Below are 18,670 nucleotides of genomic sequence, written 5' to 3'. Positions count from 1 at the left end.
TTACCGAATAGACCCCACCAGCAGGAGACAGGAACCATGGCGCGTTTGAGGATAGGCATCGTCGGAGCAGGCATTGGCGGACTGGCGGCAGCCAATGCGCTGCACCAGGCAGGGCATGAAGTATTGGTGTTCGAGCAAAGCCGGCAGTTTCTGCGCGTGGGCGCGGACATCAACCTCACGCCCAATGCCGTGCGCGCCCTCGATGGCCTGGGCGCCGACATTGCCGCCGCCGTGCGCGCCAGCGCCGCCCGGCCCACGCACCGCATCAGCCGCAACTGGGACACGGGCGAGGAAACCTCGCGCCTGACCATGGGTGACGAGGCCGAGCGCAAGTACGGCGCCCCGCAGTTGACCATCCACCGCGCCGATCTGCTGGCCGCGCTGGCCGATGCCTTTCCGCTGGACCAGGTGCAGTTGGGCAAGCGTGCCAGCGAGATCACGCAGACGGGGCAAGGCGTGGACATCGCCTTCACCGATGGCAGCGAAGTGGCCGGGCTGGACGCACTCATTGGCGCGGACGGCATCCACTCCGTGGTGCGCGCGACCCTGTTCGGTGCCGAGAGCCCGCGCTTCACGGGTGTGGTGGCCTTCCGCGCGGTGGTGCCCACCGAGCGCGTGCGCCATGTGCCCGACATCCAGGCCTTCACCAAATGGTGGGGCGCCACGCCGCAAAGCCAGATCGTGACCTTTCCTCTGAACCAGGGGCGCGACACCTTCATCTTCGCCACCACGGCCCAGGATTCCTGGCACGAGGAATCGTGGACCACGCCCGGCAGCGTCGAGGAGTTGCGCGGCTTCTACGCCGATTTCCATCCCGACGCCCGGGCGCTGCTCGACGCCTGCGATGGCGTGCTCAAGACTGCGCTGTACGAGCGCGATCCCCTGCCGGCCTGGTCGCAGGACCGCATCACGCTGCTGGGCGATGCCTGCCACCCGATGATGCCCTTCATGGCCCAGGGCGCAGGCATGGCCATCGAAGACGCCGTGGTGCTGGCCCGCAACCTGGATGCCGCCCCGGGTCCGCAGCAGGTGCCCGAGGTCCTGGCGCGCTACCAGGCCATGCGCATGCAGCGCACCAGCGAGATCCAGATCGGCTCGCGCGGCAACAACTGGCTGCGCGCCGGTGGCAATGCCGATGGTGTCTACGGCTACGACGCCTGGGCGGTTGCGCTGCAGGCCTGAGCCCGGTCAGGGCCGGCAGGCGGCCAGTTCCCTGGCGCAGGGCAGCTCCAGCCCTTCGGCCGTGGTCAGCGACTGCGCGGCCAGCACGGCGCGCACCGTGGCCAGGGCGACGGCCTCGGCGGCCATGGCGGACAGGGTCAGCATGCCCAGCGAGTGCTCGGCCAGGCCCGTGCCCAGGGCGAACAGCGTGTCGCCATCGCTCATGGTGTGCACGGGGCGTATGGCGCGTGCCAGGCCGTCATGGGACACCACGGCCAGGCGCTGGGCCTGGACCTTGGTGATGCGTGCATCGGTGGCAATCACGCCGATGGTGGTGTTGGTGCCTGCCAGCAGCGGCCGGGGCTCTTCGCCGCGCAGCAGGGCACGGCAGGTGTCGTGCAGCTGGCGGCCATCGGGGCTGCGCGCGCCGGCCAGCAGCGCGCCGCTGTGGGGGTCGACCACATCGCCCACGGCATTGCAGGCGATCAGCGCGCCCACGGTGACGCCATGCACGGTGAGCGAGGCCGTGCCAATGCCACCCTTCATGGCGCGATCCATGCCGAAGACCTTGCCCACGCAGGCGCCCATGCCGGCGCCCACATTGCCCTCGGCAGGCCGCGCGGCGCTGGCGGCCTGGCAGGCCGCATGGCCGGCATCGGCACCCGGGCGGATGCGGCTGTCGCCCACCGCCAGGTCGAACAGCACGGCGGCCGGCACGATGGGCACGCGGCCCACGCCCACATCCAGCCCTATGCCCTGCTCATCGAGCCAGCGCATGGCGCCGCTGGCCGCGTCCAGCCCCCATGCGCTGCCGCCCGAGAGCATGACGGCATGCACCTGCTGCACCAGGTTGGAAGGATGCAGCAGGTCGGTCTCGCGCGTGCCGGGGGCGGCGCCACGCACATCGCAGCCCCCCACGGCACCGCCGCGCGCCAGCACGACGGTGCAGCCCGTGGGGCGGCGGGCATCGGTGTGGTGGCCTACCTCGATGCCCTGTACGCGGGTGATGGAGCCGGGGTCTGAGTCGGTGCTTGGCATGCGCTGCTCTGCTCGGTGATGGACAGGCCTTCACCTTAGCCGAAACGGCAGCCCTGCACCCGCTCTTCAGCGCAGCACTTCCAGCTGCGTGACCACGAAGGCGCCCTGGTCCTGCTCGGCGCGAAAGCGCACCTTGTCGCCGGCCTTGAGGGCGGGCTCGGGTGCAGCCACGCGCAGCTGGAAGACCATGGTCATGGGCGGCATGCCCAGGTTCTTGAGTTCGCCGTGGCGCAGCGTGACCTTGCTGGTGCGAGCATCCCAGCGCGTGACCTCGCCTTCGCTGAGGTCCTGGCTGGCGGCGGCAGGTTCGGTTTCGGCAGATTGCGCGCCATGCGCCGCATGGTCGTGGGCCGTGGCCTGGGCACCGGCCCAGGCCGGGATCAGTGCGGCGGCAAGGGCCAGGCGCACGGCTAGGGCGGTACGGGACGTACGGGAAACAAGGAGGGCTGTGTTGTGCATGGTGTGCTCCGGGGTTCAGCGGTAGCTGGTGAAGGTACGGGTGGAAACGTCGCTGTTCATGAGGTTCTTGGTGATCAGCAGCACCTCGTAGGGGTCCTTGCGGCCGCCGTACTCGGGGCCGTCCATGCCAGGGCTGCCCACGGGCATGCCGGGCACGGCAATGCCCAGCGCCTTGGGCTTTTGCTTGAGCAGCTTGTGCACGTCGGCCGCAGGCACATGGCCTTCGAGCGCATAGCCTTCGACCAGGGCCGTGTGGCAGGAGCCCAGGCGCGCCGGAATGCCCAGCTTGGCGCGCACGGCGCTGTTGCCGGTGTCGTGCACGGTGACGGCAAAGCCGTTTTGCTCCATGTGCACCACCCAGTCCTGGCAGCAGCCGCAGTTGGGGTCCTTCCAGACCTCGACGGGGGTGCCGGTGCTGGGTGCTTTGGGCGTCGTGGGTGCAGCCGCCCACAGCGAAGGGGCGGCGAATGCCGTGCAGGCCAGGGCCATGCGGCGCAGCGCACTGCGGCGCGGGTGGGCGGATGCCATGCGTTCATGTTTCATGGGGTGCTCCTGAAGGGGGGGGGGAAGAAGTGGCGCGCTCATTGCGTCACCGTGATGGTTCCGCGCATGCCGGCCTGGTAGTGGCCGGGGATGAGGCAGGCAAAGTCGAAGCTGCCTTCGCGGTTGAAATTCCAGACCAGGTCGCCGGATTTGCCGGGCGAGACATGGGCCATGTAGGGCTCGCCGTGCTCCATGGTGGGGAACTTGAGCATCATCTGCGCGTGCTCGTCCAGCGAGGCCGGCGTGCCCAGCACGATCTCGTGCATGACCTGGCCCTTGTTGGCCACGCGCAGGCGCACCGTCTCGCCGCGCTTGACGCTGATGCGCTCTGGCGTGAAGCGCATGTTGTCGCTCATGTGCAGGGTGATGGTGCGCCGGGCGGCCGAGGCATCGCCTGCAATGCCCCAGGGCTTTTGCTCCTTGACCGCGGCGGCCTTGGGAGCGTCATCGTGGGCTTCGCTGCCATGGGCGAAGACGGCAGCGGGGCCGGCAAGCAGTGCGGTGGCGAGGAGGAGGGCAAAGGTGTTCATGAGGTACTCCTTGGATGGCATCAGTGGTGCTCATGGCCCGCACCGGGCTTGCGCACGCTGGGTGCGCCGGGGGACTGGCCGGGCGTGGTCTGGCGCGGTGCGGAGGCTTCGGCCGCGGGCCCCTTCCACTCATAGGCCACGCTGCCCTTGGGGTGGGTGAACCAGCCCGGGTCGCCGTAGTCGTTGGCGCCCAGCTGCTCGCGCACCTTGAGGGTGGTGAACATGCCGCCCATCTCGATGGGGCCGAAGGGGCCCGTGCCGGTCATCATCGGGAAGGTGTTGTCGGGCAGGGGCATTTCCATGGAGGCCATGTCGCCCATGCCGCGCTCGCCCATGACCATGTAGTCGGGCACGATCTTCTGGATCTTGCCGACCAGGCCCCGGTGGTCCACGCCGATCATGGTCGGCGTGTCATGACCCATGGCGCCCATGGTGTGGTGGCTCTTGTGGCAGTGCAGGGCCCAGTCGCCCAGCTCGTCGGCGATGAACTCCACCTGGCGCATCTGGCCCACGGCCACGTCGGTGGTCACCTCGGGCCAGCGCGCGGACCGGGGCACGGGGCCGCCGTCGGTGCCCGTGACCTCGAATTCGTGGCCGTGCAGGTGGATGGGGTGGTTGGTCATGGTCAGGTTGCCCACGCGCAGGCGCACGCGGTCGCCACGCCTGGCCACGACGGGGCTGATGGCGGGGAACACCCGGCTGTTGAAGGTCCAGATGTTGAAGTCCGTCATCTCGGCCACGCGTGGCGTCATGGAGCCGGGCTCCACGTCGTAGGCCGACAGCAGGAAGGCGTAGTCGCGCTGGACCTCGGCGATCTGCGGATGGGCCGCCTTCGGATGCGTGATCCACAGTCCCATCATGCCCATGGCCATCTGCACCATCTCGTCGGCGTGCGGGTGGTACATGAAGGTGCCGGGGCGGCGCGCCGTGAACTCGTAGACGAAGGTCTTGCCGGGCGGGATGTGCGGCTGGGTCACGCCGCCCACGCCGTCCATGCCGTTGGGCAGGCGCTGGCCGTGCCAGTGCACGGTGGTGTGCTCGGGCAGGCGGTTGGTCACGAAGATGCGGACCTTGTCGCCTTCCACGACCTCGATGGTGGGGCCGGGGCTCTGGCCGTTGTAGCCCCACATGTTGACGAAGAAGCCCGGTGCCACCTCGCGCACCACGGGCTCTGCCACCAGGTGGAATTCCTTGACGCCTGCGTTCATGCGCCAGGGCGTGGTCCAGCCGTTGAGCGTGACCACGGGGCGGTAGGGGCGGCCGTTGGGCGGTGCCAGCGGGGCGGCGGTTTCGGCCGAGGACTGGGTCGCTGCCTCGGGCAGGGCGGCCAGAGCCACGCGGCTGACGGCGGCGCTGGAGACGGCGGCCACGGCCGCGCCGGTGAAGAAGTTGCGGCGGTTCATGTCAGTGGCTCGCTGTGTTCGTGGGAGTGGGTGCGGCGGCGCTGGATGCGGCCTCGACCGTGCCTGGCGAGGTTCCGGCCAGAGCCAGCTGCAGGTCGGTGTCGGCCAGCCAGAAGTCGCGCTGGGCGTCGGTGGCGGTGGCCACGGCCTGGGCGCTGTTGCGGGCCTCGGCCAGCAACTCCCAGACGCTGACGAACATGCCGTTGTAGCGAAGCATGGTTTCGTCCTGGATGAAGCGGCGCAGCGGTAGCACCTCGGTCTGCTGCTGGTGGGCCAGGTCCCAGGCCGTGCGGTAGCGCATCCAGCTGCTGCGCGCCTCGGCGCGTGCCTGGATGGCACCTTGCTGCAACTGGGCCGCGCTGCGCTGGACCTCGGCACGTGCGCGGCCGCTGGCGGCGCCACCCCAGTCGAACAGCGGCAGGGGCAGGTCGATCTCCCAGCCGCGTGTCACATCGCTGTGGCCGGAGGCCCGGTCCGTGGCGGTGTTGCGGTTGTAGCCCAGGCCGATGTCGCCGAACATGGCGCCCAGGCGTGCCCAGCCACGGCGCTCGGCCAACTGGTCCAGGTCGCGGCGCAGTGCGCGCAGGTCCAGGCGCTCGCGCAGCGCGGTGGCTTCGGCATCGTCCCCTGCGCGCAACTGCGTGGCGGCCTGCGGGATGGCGGGCAGCTGGTCGGGCAGCTTGAAATCGATGCGCCGTCCCCACAGGCCCATCAGACGAGCCAGTTGCTCATGCTCTGCCGTGGCGGCCAGGCGCGCACGCGCCAGCTGGGCTGCGGTGCCCTGCTGGATGCTGAGCTCGCGTGCCTGCTGCAGCCGGCTGAAGTTGCCCACGCGGGTCATGCGGCGCGCCAGCTCGGCCCCGGCCTCGGCCGCTTCGTGCATGCGCTCGCTGGACGCCAGTTGCTGGCGTGCGGCCACGGCGCGCAGCCAGGCGCGGCGCGTGTCGGCGGCCAGCCGCAGCACATCCTGCGCGGCGGTCAGGGTGGCCTGTTCCATCTGCATGCCCTGCCAGCGGCTGCGCCAGGGCAGGGTGATCAGGCTGACCAGGCCAAAGCTCAGCTGGCGCTCGATCTCGCGCTCGTCGCTGTTGACCATGCGGCCCAGAGCCAGCGTGGGGTTGGGCAGGGTCAGGGCCTGAACGCGTTCGGCATCCTGCACGCCCAGTTGCGCCAGGCGCGCCTGCAGGCCGGGGTTGTTGAGTAGTGCGATGCGCACGGACTGGTCCATGTCCAGCGGCTGGCGCAGCCACTCGTCGATGCGCTGCTGCGCCGCGTCGCGGGCCTGCAGATCGGTTGGCGGCAGTTCGGCGCCGTCCGGCAGGCGGCTGGCGGTATGGGATTGGACCGCGCCGCGCAGGCCGTCGGGCGAGATGCTGGCGCAGCCGGCCAGGGCCAGCACGGCAGCCATGGCGCCGACCAGCCGGGTGGGGGCGAAGAGGGTGCGCTTCATGGCCGGCCTCCGTGCTGCATGTGAGAGCCGTGCGGGGACGGCGCAGGCGTGGATCGACCGCCCTGGGCGGCTTCCCAGCGCAGGATGTCCATATGGCCGTTGGGAAACTCGGCCACGGCCGCATTGGCCTGGCGCCAGTCGGTCAGCTCGGTTTCCACGGCGCCACTGGCCGGCAGCGCGGCATGGCGCAGCGGCAGGCTGGCCGCTGCCGGATCGATGGCGCCGGTCAGGCCTGCGGAGGACGAGGCCGGGGGGAGGCTGCCGTCATGGGCTTGGGCCCAGGCAGCGAGGCTGGATGCGGCAAGGGCCGCCAGCCCGAAATGGATGAGGGGGATGAGGGGGGCGAGAAAATGCGCACGGCGCATGGTGTTCTCCTGAATGCGTAACGGGTGACGCATCCGCAGCCAAGTGCCCTGCCATGCCCGAAAACGGGCTGCCCATGGGCGGGCGGCAAGGCGGGCGCGGACGCACTTCGGGCGTCAGGCTTCAGGAAATGGGTGGCTTGATGGCCTGCAGCTTGGCCGCGCTGGCAAAGCGCGTGCTGCCTTGGGGGCGCAGTGCGGCGGACGGCGCTGCGCCGTCCGAACCGATCTGGCCAGGAGTGAAAAGGGCCGAATGGCAGATGCCGCACAGGGTGCAGCTGGGCCCATGTTCATGTTCGCCGCAGCTGCCGCCCGCAGGGCCGCCGGCCTGGGAGGAGCAGTCTGCACTGTGCTCGGCGTGTGACGTATGCGAGGGCTGCTCCGTGGCGTGTGCCGGATGCCGTTCATGGCTGTCCGGCGACTGCGCGATCTCCGGCGCATGGTGGTGGAGTGCCGAGTCCGACGCCGATGCAACGGCCGGAGCCGGGACGCCCATCACCGGAGCCGCCCCCATGGCCATGGCGTCGCCCAGCAGGCCACGAAGGACCAGCAGCAAGACCAGGACAATGGACAAGGGGCGGCGCATAGGTTTGGATGATGCCGGACGGCGGCGCGAAGTTCCTCAGGCGCGTGGGCTTTGCCGGGGCGTGTGGCGCGTGGCGCGCAGGGCCTCGGCGATCAGGGCCGATACGGCGGGCGGCATGTCCATGGGCAGGGTGGCCGGCACCGTGGCGCGGCCTGTGTTGCCGCGCGGCAGCCGGTCCAGCAGGTGGCCTGCAGGCACCAGGGCCAAGCGCAGCAACTGGCCTGCCACCTCCCCGCCATCGCGCAGCTGCAGCGCATGGCGCAGCATCCAGCAGTGGGATCGCCAGTGCAGGCCCAGCAGCTGCTGGCCCAGCACATGGCTGGCCTCCAGCAGCAGCCAGCGCTGTGCGGGCGCCTGGTCCTGGCTTGAACGGAAGCTGTGCAGCAGGTGGGTGAAGGCGGCGCGGCGCTGGGCGTCGGTCATGCCGCCTCCCTGTCGCTGCCCCAGCGGCGCAGCCGCAGGCCGTTGGCGACCACCAGCAGGCTCACGCCCATGTCGGCGAGCACAGCCAGCCACATGCTGGCGTTGCCGGCCAGGGCCAGTGCGAAGAACACCAGCTTGACGCCCAACGACAGGGCAATGTTCTGCCAGAGCACGGCGTGGGCGCTGCGTGACAGTTCCACCACTTCGGGCAGGCGGCGCAGGTCGTCGTTCATCAGCACCACGTCGGCGGTTTCCATGGCCATGCCCGTGCTGTGCATGCCGCCCATGGCAAAGCCGATGTCGGCCTGGGCCAGGGCCGGTGCATCGTTGATGCCGTCGCCCGTCATGGCCGTGGGGCCGTGGGTGCGCTGCAGCTCGGCCAGTGCGTCGAGCTTGTCCTGGGGCAGCAGGCCGCCGCGCGCATCCTGGATGCCGGCTTCGGCAGCGATGGAGCGCACGGTGGCCGTGTTGTCGCCGCTGAGCACCACGGGCTGCACGCCCAGGGCCTGCAGGCGCGCCACGGCCTCGCGGGCCTGGGGCCGCAGCGGGTCGGCCACGGTGAACAGGGCCCGCACGCCGCTGCTGTCGGCCAGCAGGGTCACGGTGCGGCCCTGGGCCTCATGGGTGGCCAGGCTGGCACGCAGCGCGGCGCTGTCCCAGCCTTGCTCCTGCACCCAGCGCAGGTTGGCCAGGGTCCAGAGCTGGCCGTCGATCTCGGCCTGCACGCCACGGCCGGGCAGGGCCAGCAGCTTGCTGACCGAGGCCCGTGCGGCATCGGCGGCCACGGCGGCATCGGCCTGGAGGCCGGAAGCAATGGCGCGCGAGACCGGGTGGTCCGAGCGGCCGGCCAGGGCCAGGGCATATGCGGCAGGCTGGCTGGAGTCCTGGGCCGCGTCTTCTTCGCTCCAGGATTTCCATTCGACGAGCTTGGGGCTGCCCGTGGTCAGCGTGCCGGTCTTGTCCAGGGCAATGGCGCGCAGCTTGCGGGCCGATTCCAGCGCCTGGCCGCCCTTGATCAGCAGGCCGCGGCGTGCAGCCGCCGTGAGCGCGCTGACCACGGTGACGGGGGTGGACAGCACCAGGGCGCAGGGGCAGGAGATGACCAGCAGGGCCAGCGCCTGGTAGGCCGCGTCATGCCAGCTCCAGTCCATGACCAGCGGTGCCAGCACCGCCAGCGCAATGGCCAGCACCAGCACGATGGGCGTGTAGACGGCGGCAAAGCGATCGACGAAGCGCTGGGTGGGCGCCTTGGAGGCCTGGGCCTGCTCCACGGCGTGGACGATGCGCGCAATCAGGCTGTCATTGGCCGCCGAGGTGACGCGCATCTGCAGCTCGCCATCCTGGTTGATGCTGCCGGCGTAGAGCTCGTCGCCCGGGGCCTTGTCGGCCAGGGCACTTTCTCCGGTGATGGGCGCCTGGTTGACCGAGCTTTGGCCTCGCAGGACCACGCCGTCCAGCGGCACGCGCGCGCCGGGGGCCACGCGCACGGTGGCGTCCAGCGCCACGTCGGCGGCGGCCACGCGCTGCACGCTGCCATCGGGCTGGAGCACGTCGGCCGTCTCGGGCGCCATCTGCAGCAGGCTGCGGATGGCATTGCGCGCGCGGTCCATGGCCTGGTCCTCGATGCGCTCTGCCGCGGCGTACAGGGCCATGACCATGGCGGCCTCGGGCCACTGGCCGATGGCGAAGGCACCCGTGACGGCAATGGCCATCAGCGCGTGGATGCCCAGCTTCAGGCGCAGCACGTCGCGGATGCCGGCCTTGTAGACGCCCAGGCCCGACAGGGCAATCGCCAGCACGGCCACGGCCATGCCGCCGTATTGCAGGGCCGGCACGCCGCCCTGGGAACCGCTGAACCAGTGGGCGGCTTCGGCCAGCACGGCTGCAATCAGCGCGGCCGTGATGCGCGGCCAGCCGGGCAGCACGCTGTGGTCGTGGCCGGCATGGGGATCGCTCTCGTCGTGACCGTGGTCATGGTCATGGCCATGGGCGTGATCGTGGCCATGGCCCTCGCCATGCGCATGCGAGTGGCCTTGCGCCTTCTTGCGGGCCGGCGTGGGCTGGGTGATGGTGAAGGGCGCGCAGCAATCGGTGCCGCAGGCGGAAGACGGCGAAGTCGAGGCGGGCTTGGAAAGGGCAGGGGAGGCTTTCAGGGCCTCGTTGCCCTGAGGGCTTGGCAGGCGATTGGAGTTCATGCGAGCATTGGAAACGGTGAAGTCACTTCAAGGTCAAGCATGTCACAGCATGAATCTGCGCGCTGGCGCATCGGCGAGGCGGCCAAGCGTTCCGGCGTGGCCGCCGCCAACATCCGCTACTACGAGAAGGAAAGGCTGCTCAGTGCAGGCGTGCGCGAGGACAACCAGTACCGGCTGTACAGCGACAGCGATGTGCACCGGCTGCGCTTCATCCGCCTGTGCCGCGCCATGGACATGTCGCTGGACGAGGTCCGCACCCTGCTGGCGCTGGACGGCGCCAGCAAGGCCGACTGCGTGGCTGCCAACGAAACCCTGGATGCGCATCTGGGCCATGTGCGCGAGCGCCTGGCCGAGCTGCGCGCGCTGGAGCATGAGCTGATGCAGCTGCGCAGCCAGTGCGACGGGTCGGCCAGCTACTGCCATCTGATCGAGGCCCTGCACGCCCAGGCTGACGAGCCGCTGGCGCCTGCCCTGGGCAGCTCCGGCGCCAAGCGCCATGTGTAGCGCCGTCCGCAGCTGCCTGTCTTGCGCCGGCGTCCGACGGACCGTCCCGGTACGGCTCGCTATCATCGCCCGATGAGCCTCAGCCACGCAGCCCTGTCCCTTCCCGACCGCATCTGGGCGGCGCTGCGCGACCATGCGCTGGCCTGGTGGCGCAGCGTCTACCTGGGCGCCGTGCTGCTGGTGTTGGCCATGTCCCCTTCCAGCTACCGGCGTGGTGCACGGCGTGCCATGGCGCACCAGATCTATGTGCAGACCGGGCCCATCCTGCTGGGTTTCACGGCGCTTGCGGCCCTGCTGTGCGCGGTGATCACGCGCATCGTCATCGTCACGGCGCTGAGCTATGGGCTGTCGCGCTATGCGCTGGAGATGGTGGTGCGTGTGCTGGTGATCGAGCTGATCCCGCTGACGGCCGCGCTGTTCGTGGCCATGCGCTGCACCATTCCCAACGGCACGCTGATTGCGCAGCTGCGCGCACGGGGCCAGCTCCAGGCCTGGCAGGAGCGCGGCTCCGATCCGCTGCGCATGGCCCTGGTGCCGCGCGCGGCCGGTGGCGTGTTTGCCTCGGTCACGCTGGCCGTGCTCAGCTGCGTAGTGGCCCTGGTCACCGTCTACCTGAGCGTCTATGGCTTCACGCTGGCGGGACTGCCCGGCTACACGCGCATCTTCGGCCAGATCTTCACGCCGGCCGTGACCCTGGTGTTCGTGCTCAAGACCTGGTTCTTCAGCCTCACCGTGGCCATCATGCCCATGGCCTCGGGCCTGTATGCGCCACTGCGGCGCCACCGGCTCGGCGGCGCGGCGCTGGGCGGCTTTGCGCGCATGTTTGCCGTGCTGCTGGTGATCGAGGTGATCTCGCTCATGGGCAACTATTACTGAGCACGCCCGCTGAACTCCACGAACCCCACATGCACGGCAAGGCCCGTGCCAGAACAAGGAATGCCATGACCGATACGCGGCGCACGCCGCCAGACCCCTGGGACGGCGAGGAAATCGAGGCCCTCAAGCCCGTGGCGCACCTGCGCGCCAAGGCGGCTGGACTGCTGCTGTTCACGCTGGTGCTGATTCTTGGATCGGCCCTGTACCTGCTGTACTCGCGCGGCGTGTTCGACGCCACGCAGCGCCTGGTGCTCACGGCCGACGACTCCGAGGGCGTGAGCGTGGGCATGGACATGACCTTCTCGGGCTTTCCGATCGGGCGCGTGCGCCGCATCGAGCTGGCCGAGGACGGCAATGTGCGCATCCTCATCGACGTGCCGCGCAAGGACGCGCACTGGCTGCGCGAGTCCAGCGTCTTCACCCTGGTCAAGGGGCTGGTGGGCGGCACCACCATCAAGGCCTACAGCGGCATCCTCAGCGATCCGCCGCTGCCCGACGAGGCCGTGCGTCCCGTGCTGCGTGGCGATGCCACGGCCGAGCTGCCGCAGATCATGTCCACGGCCAAGGAAGTGCTGGGCAACATCGCCCAGCTCACCGCGCCGGACTCGGCCCTGGGCGGGTCGCTGACCGAGCTGCGCGGCCTGGCCGGCCGGGCCCAGGGGCCGGGCGGCGTGCTGGGCGTGGTCATGGGCAGCGAGCAGGAGGCGCGCAAGGTGACGGCCCTGCTGGACCGCGCCAACGCCACGCTGGCCCGCATGGAGCGCATGGTGGCGCGGGCCGACAGCCAGGTGTTCGACGCCGGCGGCGTCATGCCCGAGGTGCGCTCCACCGTGGTGCAGCTCAACGGCCTGCTGGCCGATACGCGCCGCACGCTGGGCAAGGTGGACGCCGTGCTGGCCGAGGCCCAGGCCGTGGGCTCCAATGCGCGCGAGGCCACGGCAGACCTGGGCGCCCTGCGCGCCGAGGTCGAGGGCAACCTGCGCCGCCTCGAAGGCGTGCTGGCCGACCTGCAGCGCAAGTGGCCGTTTGCGCACCAACCGGAGTTGAAGCTGCCATGAGTTCTGCCGCAACCCTCCTGGCGCGTCATGCCGTCGCCAGCGCCGTGCTGACCCTGGTGCTGGCCGGCTGCAGCAGCCGCCTGCCCGCGCCGGACTGGGCGCTGAATGCCGAATCTGCGTCCCAGCGCGCATCCACCGCCTACCTGGAAGGCCGCCAGCGCGTGCAGGCCATGGAATGGGACAAGGCCCGTGCCGAGGTGGCCGCCACGGGCCGCACCGACCTGGCCGCGCGTGTGGAGCTGATGCGCTGCGCGGCCCAGGTGGCCAGTCTGGAATGGGATGACTGCCCCGGCTACCAGGCGCTGGCGCTTGACGCGGCGCCGGCGGAGGCAGCCTATGCGCGCTATTTGCAAGGCAAGCCCCGGCCCGAAGACGTTGCGCTATTGCCAGAATTACAGCGCCCCGTGGCGCAGGCGCTGCTGGGTGCACCTGCCTCCGCGCTGGCTGCCGTGGGCGCCATCAAGGAGCCGCTGCCGCAGCTGGTGGCGGCCGGCGCGGCCTTACGGGCGGGTGCGGCACAGCCGCAGTTGCTGGAGCTGGGTGCCGAAACCGCCTCGGCCCAAGGCTGGCGCCGTGCGGTGATGGCCTGGCTGCTGCTGCAGGCCAGGGCCCATGATCAGGCGGGCGAGGTGGACAAGGCCCAGGCCGTCAGGCGCAGGCTGTCGCTGCTGGAGAAGACGGCCAGCGGTGGGGGCGCATCGGCAGGTACATCAGCCGGTGCATCGGTCGGCACATCGGCCGGCAAATGAAAACAGCGCCAGTCCGAAAGGGATGGCGCTGGGCAGGCATTTGCAGGCGTTTGCAGGGCTTACATCGACGACAGCAGGGCGCCCGGGTCTTTTTGCAGCAAGGTGTCTGCAGCTGGGGCGGCGCTGTCCAGCCAGAAGGTGGCAACGCTGGCGGCTACGGCAAGCACGACCGTGGCGGTGAAGGCGATGAAGGGATGACGTCCGAAGGGGCTGGGTCTGCGCATGGTGGACCTCCTGTCTGGCAGCGCAGGCAGAGCATTGGGCTGGGCCTGGACTCCATTGCACACCGGATTGCGCAGCGCGGCTGTCGGACAATCGCTTTCTCTCTTGACGTTTGTAAAAAACTGCTGAGAGAAAATTTCTATCGACTTTCAAGAGGCCGAAAAAAAAGCGAGGCAGAGCCTCGCTGAAAGTTCGGGACGTAAGTCCCTGGCCCGTGCTGGCAGGCCAGGCGTCGCCTTAGAAACGGTGGCGGATACCCGCGATCAGGCTGGTGCCCGACTTCAGGTCCGTGATGCGGTCGTGCATCAGCACGGTGTACACATCGGTGCGCTTGGACAGGTAGTGGTCGTAGCCCAGGCTGGCCGTGGTGCGCGTGGAGTCCACGGCGCCGATTTCGGCCTTGGTGCGGGCCAGGGCTGCCTTGATGGTGCCGGCGCTGGTCACGGGCACGTCCAGGCCCAGCGAGTAGGTGCTGTTCTTGCGGTCCAGATCCTTGACCTTGGCCTGGCCGTAGGTTGCGTACAGCTTGGCCACTTCGAAGTTGTAGGTGCCGCCCAGCATCCAGTCGGTCTTGGTGGGCATCACGGCCAGGCTCACGGGGTTGCTGATCTGGGCGCGCTCGTAGAAGGCCACCAGGCTCAGGGGGCCGCCGAAGTACATGGCGTTCACGCCGATGTTCTTCTTGCCGGAATCGCCGCCCTTTTCACCGAACTGGTAGTGGACGTTGGCCTGCAGGCCGCCGAACTTGGGCGTGGTGTAGACGACCTGGTTGCTCCAGCCGGTGTCGGACGGCGTGGTCAGGTTGGCCGAGCCCCAGGCTGTCGTGCCCACGTTGGCGTGCAGCACCAGCGGGGAGATGGTGAAGGAGTCACCGAAGGGGTTGGTCAGGATGGTGGGCAGGAAGTTGGGCGCCATGCCGCGGCCCAGGCGCACCGTGCCGAAGCCGCCGGACAGGCCGACGTTGGCATCGCGCGAGAAGTACGGGTCACCATCGAAACGGCCGGGGCTGCCAGTGTCCACACGCATGAAGGCCGTCAGCTGGAAATCGACCTTCAGGCCGCCGCCCAGGTCTTCCTGGCCCTTCATGCCCCACCAGGAGGTGGTCATGCCGCCCGAACCCACGACACCCTTGCCGCTGGCATCGCCAGCCATGCGCATGGAGCCGGCATAGGCGTCCACCAGGCCAGTCAGCTGGACCGAGCTTTGGGCGTGTGCAGCGCCGGCGCAGGCCAGTGCAGCGGCCAGTGCGATGAAGGAACGTTTCATGTTGAGGAGTCTTTCATTGTTAGAGAGTGGAAACGGGTGGCCAGTGCTGTGACCGGGGCAGACGATGAACCAATCGCCGAGGCTGGGCTACGTGGCAAACCTGGGACAGTGGCGTTTTCGCATCAGGGGCGGGCTGGCGTCGGCACGTCTTTGCGGCCTGTGTGCAAGGCGGTCTTGACTGGCTAAGCCGCGTATTACAACGCATCCGAGCCATCGCGCCAGCCAGGAAGTGGTGTCTTTGACACAGTTATGACGAAACTTAATTTGTGTTTTGCACTCTCGCGGCTTGAACACTGCCGTGCACTGGGATGGGGCCGGGGCACCAGGCCTGTGCAGCAGGTCGTTGCAAGAGGGCTCAAAGGTCAATTCAGGGCTCCTTGTTCGTCGGTTGGGCGGTGGATTTGTGCCTGTTGCCAGGCCTTTGGCTGCAACTGATTGCAAACAGCGTGCCAGCTTGCAACCCGGCCATGGGCCAGGCAGGACCCCATGAGCCGGGCATGTGCTTCCAGACGTGTCAGACTCGCGCCCATGTCCGAATCCACCCTGCTCGTTGCCGATGACCACCCGCTGTTCCGCGCTGCGGTGATCCATGTGCTGCGCGAGGCCCTGCCGCAGTTCGCCGTGCTGGAGGCCGCAAGCGCTGCGACCCTGGGCGCGGCGCTGCAACAGCACCCCGAGATCGAGCTGGTGCTGCTGGACCTGGCCATGCCGGGCGCACGCGGCTTTTCGGCCCTGCTGCATGTGCGCGGCGAGTACCCCGATGTTCCGGTGGTGGTGATTTCCTCCAACGACCATCCGCGCGTGATCCGCCGTGCGCAGCAGTTTGGTGCCGCGGGCTTCATTCCGAAATCGGCGCCGGCCGAGGCCATAGGCACGGCCCTGCAGGAGGTGCTGGACGGCGGCAGCTGGTTCCCGCCCATGGCCGCCGAGCGCTCCGAGGCCGACGCCGCGCTGGCCGCGCGGCTGGCCCAGCTCACGCCCCAGCAGTTCCGCGTGCTGCTGTGCCTGGCCGACGGTCTGCTCAACAAACAGATCGCCCACGAGCTGGGGCTGGCCGAGAACACCGTCAAGGTGCATGTGACGGCCATTCTCAAGAAGCTGGAGTGCTACAGCCGCACGCAGGCGGCCGTGCTGGTCAAGAGCCTGGAGAACGACGGCACGGTCTGAACGCCAGGCCCTGCCGTGCCACGTCTATCGGTGGCGCAGCAGCATCTGGCTCATAAGCGCGCGCAGCGCGGGCGGGCGCACGGGCTTGGCCAGAAAGCCCCAGCCGCGCTCGGCCGCCTGGCGGCGCACCATGCCGTCGCGCTCGGCCGTGACCAGGATCACGGGCGGCGACTGGCCCCAGCGCTGGCACAGCTGCGCGTAGACATCGGGGCCGTGCAACTGGCCCAGGCGCACATCGAGCAGCACCAGCTGCGGCGCTTCGCCGGGCGCGGCAAGCGCCAGCGCCTCGGCCGGGCCGCCGGCCAGCGGCACGTTGCAGCCCCAGCGCTGCAGCAGGGCGCGCATGGCGGTGCAGGACTGGGCATCGTCTTCCACGTACCAGGCGCTCATGCCCTGCAGCGGTGCGTCCTGGCCTGCCTCGCCGGAGTGCGTGGCCGCGGCGATCTGCGGCACGGCTGCGGGATCGCCCAGCGGCACGCAGACCCAGAACACGCTGCCCCGGCCCAGGTGCGAGCGCAGGCCGATCTCGTGGCCCAGCAGGCGGCCCAGGCGCTCGACGATGGCCAGGCCCAGCCCGGCGCCACGGTCGTCGCCATGGCCTTCGTCCAGGCGGCGGAATTCCTCGAAGATCTCGTGCTGCAGGCTCTCGGGAATGCCCGGTCCCTGGTCGTGCACCTCGATGCGCAAGTGCTGGCCCTGGCGCCGGCAGCCGATGACGATGCGGCCCTGGCGCGTATAGCGTATGGCGTTGGACAGGAAGTTCTGCAGGATGCGGCGCAGCAGCGCCTCGTCGCTGCGCACCACGCAGCGCGTGTCCACCGCGCTCAGGCGCAGGCCCCGGCTTTCGGCCAGGATGCCGAAGTTGTGGCGCATGACCTGCAGCAGCGGCCCCAGCGCGAAGTCGCGCACGCGCACCTCCAGCTGGCCCGATTCCATGCGCGAGATGTCCAGCAGGCTGCCCAGGATGGCGTCCTGCGCGGCCAGGGCGCCGTCGATGCTGTCGGCCACATGGCGGCCCGCGTCGTCATGCAGATGGCTGCGCAGCAGGGAGCTGAACATGCGCGCGGCGTTCAGCGGCTGCAGCAGGTCGTGCACGGCGGCGGCCACGAAGCGGGTCTTGTAGCGGTTGGCCTGCTCGGCCTCGCGCTTGGCTTCGGCCAGGTCGCGCGTGCGCTCGGCAATGCGCTGCTCCAGCGCATCGGCCAGCGAGCGCAGCTCGCGCGCGGCGTTCTTGTAGCTGGTGATGTCGGCGTAGCTGGTGACGAAGCCGCCATCGGGCAGCGGGTTGCCGCGGATCTCCAGCACCGTGCCGTCGTCCTTGGTGCTTTCGCGCAGATGCGGGCTGCCGCTGCGCAGATGCTGCAGCCGCCGGTGGATGGCCTCCTCGATGGGGCCGGGCCCCAGCAGGCCGCGCCGGGCGTTGTAGCGGAACAGGTTCTCGATGGGCTGGCCCGTGCGCAGCAGCTCGGAGGGAAACCGGAACAGCTCCACGTAGCGCGAGTTCCACGCCACCAGGTTGAGGTCGGCGTCGATCACCACCACGCCCTGGGGCAGGTGCTCCAGGCTGCGGCTCAGGCCCGTGTCGGCCTGGCGCGCGGCCTGGACGATGCCGTCCTGGGCCGTGCGCAGCTCCTGGGCATGCTGTCGCAGCACGGTCTCCAGCTCCAGGCGGCTGCGCAGGCGCAGCGCGGCCAGCCGCCTGCGTTGGCGCACGAACAGCACCAGCAGGCCCAGGGCCAGCCAGCCGCCCGCAGCGGCCGCCGCCGCCCAGCGGCTGGCCACGGTGCTGGCCTGCGTGTCGTGCAGCAGGTGCAATTGCCAGTCGCTGCCGGGCAGGGGCATGGTCTGCCACAGCGTGGTGCCGGGCAGGGCGGGCTCCTGCATCTGCACCAGGCGGCTGCCTTGCTCCAGGCCCTGGCGCACCCGGTAGCGCATGGGGTGCAACTCCTGGTCGATGTACTGGCGCGTGGCGGCCAGGTCCGCCTCGTCGATGGGGCTCAGGGGGGACAGCAGGCGGTAGCGCCAGTCGGGCTGGCTGGCCAGGAAGACCACGCCGTGCTCGTCCGAGGCCATGACCACGTCGGGCGTCTGCAGCCATTCGCGCTCCAGCTCCAGCAGCGCGATCTTGATCACCACCAGGCCCGCGACGGCGTTCTGTTCGTCCAGGATGGCCTGCGACAGGAAGTAGCCCGGCAGGCCCGTGGTCAGGCCGATGCCGTAGAAGCGCCCGCTGCCGCGCGACAGCGCCTGCTGAACATAGGGCCTGAAGCTGTAGTCCACGCCCACGTTGCTGCGCGTCTCGCGCCAGTTGCTGGCGGCCAGGGCCGTGCCGTGGCGGTCGATCAGGGTCAGCGTGGACGACTGGCTGGCGCCGTTGGCCTGCTCCAGCTTGCGGTTGAGGGCATCGACCTCGGCGGGAGACAGCGGGTGGGTGAGGGCGGCGCGCAATTGCGCGTCCAGCGCCAGCACCTCGGGCAGGGTGCGGTAGCGGTCTATGCGCTGGCCCAGGGCCTGGGCGTAGAGGCTGAGCTGGCGCTGCACGCTTTCGGCCTCGCCGCGCAGGGCGCGGTGGTAGACCAGCTCACCGGCCAGCAGCATGCAGGCGAGCATGCCGCCGAACAGCAGCAGCAGGGTCCAGAAGGAACGGCGTGAAGGGCGTCGAACGGGTTGGGGCATGG

Annotated in this window: 19 protein-coding genes; 6 read left to right on the top strand and 13 right to left on the bottom strand. The window is 69.8% G+C overall.

What is annotated here, in order from left to right; translation table 11 throughout:
* Window positions 1-36: 36 nt before the first annotated feature.
* Window positions 37-1,182 carry an FAD-dependent monooxygenase gene (locus KDK82_RS13945; RefSeq protein ID WP_088165230.1) on the top strand — a complete coding sequence of 382 codons (1,146 nt, stop codon included), beginning with the start codon at window positions 37-39 and terminating at the stop codon, window positions 1,180-1,182.
* Between the two features lie 6 nt (window positions 1,183-1,188).
* On the opposite strand, the gene KDK82_RS13940 is transcribed toward KDK82_RS13945, so the two are convergent.
* From KDK82_RS13940 to KDK82_RS13895, 10 genes are all read right to left on the bottom strand, one after another.
* Window positions 1,189-2,199 carry a P1 family peptidase gene (locus tag KDK82_RS13940; protein WP_034392050.1) on the bottom strand — a complete coding sequence of 337 codons (1,011 nt, stop codon included), beginning with the start codon at window positions 2,197-2,199 and terminating at the stop codon, window positions 1,189-1,191.
* 66 nt (window positions 2,200-2,265) lie between these two features.
* Complete coding sequence (locus KDK82_RS13935) at window positions 2,266-2,658, bottom strand: copper-binding protein (protein ID WP_047474281.1); 393 nt, start codon at window positions 2,656-2,658, stop codon at window positions 2,266-2,268.
* A 15-nt stretch (window positions 2,659-2,673) separates the two neighbouring features.
* Window positions 2,674-3,201: a DUF411 domain-containing protein gene (locus tag KDK82_RS13930; protein WP_088165229.1), complete on the bottom strand. Its 528-nt coding sequence runs from the start codon at window positions 3,199-3,201 to the stop codon at window positions 2,674-2,676.
* A 38-nt stretch (window positions 3,202-3,239) separates the two neighbouring features.
* On the bottom strand, window positions 3,240-3,731 hold the full coding sequence (locus tag KDK82_RS13925; RefSeq protein WP_088165534.1) for a plastocyanin/azurin family copper-binding protein: 492 nt from the start codon (window positions 3,729-3,731) through the stop codon (window positions 3,240-3,242).
* 20 nt (window positions 3,732-3,751) lie between these two features.
* Window positions 3,752-5,134 carry a multicopper oxidase family protein gene (locus KDK82_RS13920; RefSeq protein ID WP_088165228.1) on the bottom strand — a complete coding sequence of 461 codons (1,383 nt, stop codon included), beginning with the start codon at window positions 5,132-5,134 and terminating at the stop codon, window positions 3,752-3,754.
* Window position 5,135: 1 nt separating this feature from the next.
* Window positions 5,136-6,584 carry a TolC family protein gene (locus tag KDK82_RS13915; protein WP_088165227.1) on the bottom strand — a complete coding sequence of 483 codons (1,449 nt, stop codon included), beginning with the start codon at window positions 6,582-6,584 and terminating at the stop codon, window positions 5,136-5,138.
* Window positions 6,581-6,949: a hypothetical protein gene (locus tag KDK82_RS13910; protein ID WP_088165226.1), complete on the bottom strand. Its 369-nt coding sequence runs from the start codon at window positions 6,947-6,949 to the stop codon at window positions 6,581-6,583. Before KDK82_RS13910 ends, KDK82_RS13915 begins: the two co-directional genes overlap by 4 nt.
* A 121-nt stretch (window positions 6,950-7,070) precedes the next feature.
* A complete protein-coding gene (locus KDK82_RS13905; protein WP_088165225.1) occupies window positions 7,071-7,532 on the bottom strand; it encodes a hypothetical protein in 462 nt (153 codons plus the stop codon).
* A 36-nt stretch (window positions 7,533-7,568) separates the two neighbouring features.
* A complete protein-coding gene (locus KDK82_RS13900) occupies window positions 7,569-7,955 on the bottom strand; it encodes a DUF3703 domain-containing protein (RefSeq protein ID WP_012204762.1) in 387 nt (128 codons plus the stop codon).
* Entirely contained in the window at window positions 7,952-10,150 is a 2,199-nt protein-coding gene (locus KDK82_RS13895) for a cation-translocating P-type ATPase (protein ID WP_088165224.1), read from the bottom strand. Before KDK82_RS13895 ends, KDK82_RS13900 begins: the two co-directional genes overlap by 4 nt.
* A gap of 39 nt (window positions 10,151-10,189) precedes the next feature.
* Between KDK82_RS13895 and KDK82_RS13890 the strand changes: the two genes are divergently transcribed.
* The 4 genes from KDK82_RS13890 to KDK82_RS13875 all read left to right on the top strand — a co-directional run bounded on the left by KDK82_RS13890 (window position 10,190) and on the right by KDK82_RS13875 (window position 13,337).
* Entirely contained in the window at window positions 10,190-10,654 is a 465-nt protein-coding gene (locus tag KDK82_RS13890; RefSeq protein ID WP_012204764.1) for a Cd(II)/Pb(II)-responsive transcriptional regulator, read from the top strand.
* A 72-nt stretch (window positions 10,655-10,726) separates the two neighbouring features.
* A complete protein-coding gene (locus KDK82_RS13885; protein WP_012204765.1) occupies window positions 10,727-11,530 on the top strand; it encodes an ABC transporter permease in 804 nt (267 codons plus the stop codon).
* Between the two features lie 65 nt (window positions 11,531-11,595).
* Complete coding sequence (locus KDK82_RS13880) at window positions 11,596-12,588, top strand: MlaD family protein (RefSeq protein WP_013803088.1); 993 nt, start codon at window positions 11,596-11,598, stop codon at window positions 12,586-12,588.
* On the top strand, window positions 12,585-13,337 hold the full coding sequence (locus tag KDK82_RS13875; protein WP_088165223.1) for a hypothetical protein: 753 nt from the start codon (window positions 12,585-12,587) through the stop codon (window positions 13,335-13,337). Before KDK82_RS13880 ends, KDK82_RS13875 begins: the two co-directional genes overlap by 4 nt.
* Window positions 13,338-13,396: 59 nt before the next feature.
* On the opposite strand, the gene KDK82_RS32795 is transcribed toward KDK82_RS13875, so the two are convergent.
* Both KDK82_RS32795 and KDK82_RS13870 read right to left on the bottom strand, forming a co-directional pair.
* A complete protein-coding gene (locus KDK82_RS32795) occupies window positions 13,397-13,561 on the bottom strand; it encodes a hypothetical protein (protein WP_013803086.1) in 165 nt (54 codons plus the stop codon).
* A gap of 235 nt (window positions 13,562-13,796) precedes the next feature.
* The gene (locus KDK82_RS13870; protein WP_013803085.1) at window positions 13,797-14,825 is read right to left on the bottom strand and encodes a porin; all 1,029 of its coding nucleotides are present in this window, start codon (window positions 14,823-14,825) and stop codon (window positions 13,797-13,799) included.
* 528 nt (window positions 14,826-15,353) lie between these two features.
* On the opposite strand from KDK82_RS13870, the gene KDK82_RS13865 reads away from it, so the two are divergent.
* Window positions 15,354-15,992: a response regulator transcription factor gene (locus KDK82_RS13865; RefSeq protein WP_034392075.1), complete on the top strand. Its 639-nt coding sequence runs from the start codon at window positions 15,354-15,356 to the stop codon at window positions 15,990-15,992.
* Between the two features lie 24 nt (window positions 15,993-16,016).
* On the opposite strand, the gene KDK82_RS13860 is transcribed toward KDK82_RS13865, so the two are convergent.
* Window positions 16,017-18,668, bottom strand: coding sequence for a PAS-domain containing protein (locus KDK82_RS13860; RefSeq protein ID WP_088165222.1), 2,652 nt, complete (start codon window positions 18,666-18,668; stop codon window positions 16,017-16,019).
* Window positions 18,669-18,670 lie beyond the last annotated feature (2 nt).

The sequence above is a fragment of the Delftia sp. K82 genome, from assembly GCF_002193035.1.
In the GTDB taxonomy this organism is placed as follows: domain Bacteria; phylum Pseudomonadota; class Gammaproteobacteria; order Burkholderiales; family Burkholderiaceae_C; genus Comamonas; species Comamonas acidovorans.
This window is presented reverse-complemented; position numbering and strand designations above follow the sequence as displayed.